Annotated in this window: 2 protein-coding genes; both read right to left on the minus strand. The window is 31.2% G+C overall.

Annotated elements, in window-relative coordinates:
* Positions 1-465: 465 nt before the first annotated feature.
* Entirely contained in the window at positions 466-942 is a 477-nt protein-coding gene (locus tag JVV30_RS09860; RefSeq protein ID WP_000664727.1) for a replication/maintenance protein RepL, read from the minus strand.
* A gap of 447 nt (positions 943-1,389) precedes the next feature.
* Positions 1,390-2,124 carry a 23S rRNA (adenine(2058)-N(6))-methyltransferase Erm(C) gene (erm(C), locus tag JVV30_RS09865; protein WP_001003263.1) on the minus strand — a complete coding sequence of 245 codons (735 nt, stop codon included), beginning with the start codon at positions 2,122-2,124 and terminating at the stop codon, positions 1,390-1,392.
* Between the last annotated feature and the right edge of the window lie 242 nt (positions 2,125-2,366).

The following is a 2,366-nucleotide window of genomic DNA, read 5'->3' on the forward strand; positions in this document are numbered from 1 at the left end:
TAGTGTGTTAGACTTTAATGTTTTTTTAAGGCATTAGTGCATTTAAGCGTCAGAGCATGGCTTTATGCCGAGAAAACTATTGGTTGGAATGGCGTGTGTGTTAGCCAAAGCTTTGGCGAGTTGGTTGGGGGTTTCATGGGATTAATCCCATGAAAGTACCAACTCAACAACACACTAACGCCTGTTGGTTCCAACCAATAGGAAATTGGAATAAGCAATTAGTATAATGAGAGTATAATGTTGGTATAACGTTAGTATAATGATGCTTTTTTTCATTATATTTTTTATGTACTTTAAACCTGCACGCTTATGTGAATTAGAAAAAGCTTAATCGCATTTCATAGATTGACCTCCCAATAACTACGTGGTGTTATTGGGAGGTCAATCTATTTCATTTGCGTTAAGCTTTTGATCTACATTAAGCGTGCAGGTTTTTTGTCTATTTGTAGACGATTTTATGTTATACTAGTCCTTGAAAGAATAATAATCAGATAATGCATTTTCTTGTTTTTCATTTGCCTCTTGCTCAAAGTTCCCAAATTCGAGTAAGAGGTATTTTTGTTTTTGGTCGTCGCCTCTCATTAGTAGTTCAGGGTTTAACATTAATACTCCAGTTTTTCTTTTTATAATATTTCCTTCTTCTAAGATTTTAAGTGTTGTTATTACTGTTTGTAGACTTGTTCCTGTAGCTTTTGCTATTTCTCTTGTTGTAGCTATCATTGTATTGTTACTTAAGTGGACATTATCTAGGATATAGTTAACGATTTTAAGTTTTTTTCCGCCAATCATATCTAACATACTTATTAATTGCACTATATATGCCTTTACGAAGTTACCAGACGTTTGTTTACGGTATAACTTGTCTACCTCTATGACTTCTCCACTTTCTTCGTCTATGAGCCTCTGAGAGCCTTTATAGACTGTTCCATATCTTTCTTTCATCTTTTTCTCACTCCTTATTTTAAACTATTCTAACTATATCATAACTGTTCTAAAAAAAAAAGAACATTTGTTAAAAGAAATTAGAACAAAATGAGTGAAAAATTAGAACAAACAAATTCCTTATAAACCTTATCATCTCAACCTATATTAAGATTTTACCTAGTTGAATCTTCTTTTCTATATAAAGCGTCGGAGCATATCAGGGGGTTATCTAACGTAAATGCTACCCTTCGGCTCGCTTTCGCTCGGCATTGACGTCAGATACTGCACCCCCTGAACCCCCATGCTCCAACAGCAAAAAGGAAACTTTTTGCTGCTTTTCCGACGCTTATTCGCTTCGCTCATATTTATATAGAAAAGAAGTGAATGCGCAAAAGACATAATCGATTCACAAAAAATAGGTACACGAAAAACAAGTTAAGGGATGCAGTTTATGCATCCCTTAACTTACTTATTAAATAATTTATAGCTATTGAAAAGAGATAAGAATTGTTCAAAGCTAATATTGTTTAAATCGTCAATTCCTGCATGTTTTAAGGAATTGTTAAATTGATTTTTTGTAAATATTTTCTTGTATTCTTTGTTAACCCATTTCATAACGAAATAATTATACTTCTGTTTATCTTTGTGTGATATTCTTGATTTTTTTCTATTTAATCTGATAAGTGAGCTATTCACTTTAGGTTTAGGATGAAAATATTCTCTTGGAACCATACTTAATATAGAAATATCAACTTCTGCCATTAAAAATAATGCCAATGAGCGTTTTGTATTTAATAATCTTTTAGCAAACCCGTATTCCACGATTAAATAAATCTCATCAGCTATACTATCAAAAACAATTTTGCGTATTATATCCGTACTTATGTTATAAGGTATATTACCAAATATTTTATAGGATTGGTTTTTAGGAAATTTAAACTGCAATATATCCTTGTTTAAAACTTGGAAATTATCGTGATCAACAAGTTTATTTTCTGTAGTTTTGCATAATTTATGGTCTATTTCAATGGCAGTTACGAAATTACACCTCTGTACTAATTCAAGGGTAAAATGCCCTTTTCCTGAGCCGATTTCAAAGATATTATCATGTTCATTTAATCTTATATTTGTCATTATTTTATCTATATTATGTTTTGAAGTAATAAAGTTTTGACTGTGTTTTATATTTTTCTCGTTCATTATAACCCTCTTTATTTTTTCCTCCTTATAAAATTAGTATAATTATAGCACGAGCTCTGATAAATATGAACATGATGAGTGATCGTTAAATTTATACTGCAATCTGATGCGATTATTGAATAAAAGATATGAGAGATTTATCTAGTTTCTTTTTTTACAAGAAAAAAGAAAGTTCTTAAAGGTTTTATACTTTTGGTCGTAGAGCACACGGTTTAACGACTCGGTAAATAAGTCTAGTGTGT

The organism is Staphylococcus sp. GDY8P47P, from assembly GCF_016892225.1.
Taxonomy (GTDB): Bacteria; Bacillota; Bacilli; order Staphylococcales; family Staphylococcaceae; genus Staphylococcus; species Staphylococcus borealis.

Excerpts from the sequence above, each read along its gene's own strand:
- JVV30_RS09860 (WP_000664727.1), bottom strand. The coding sequence starts at position 942 with ATGAAAGAAAGATATGGAACAGTCTATAAAGGCTCTCAGAGGCTCATA.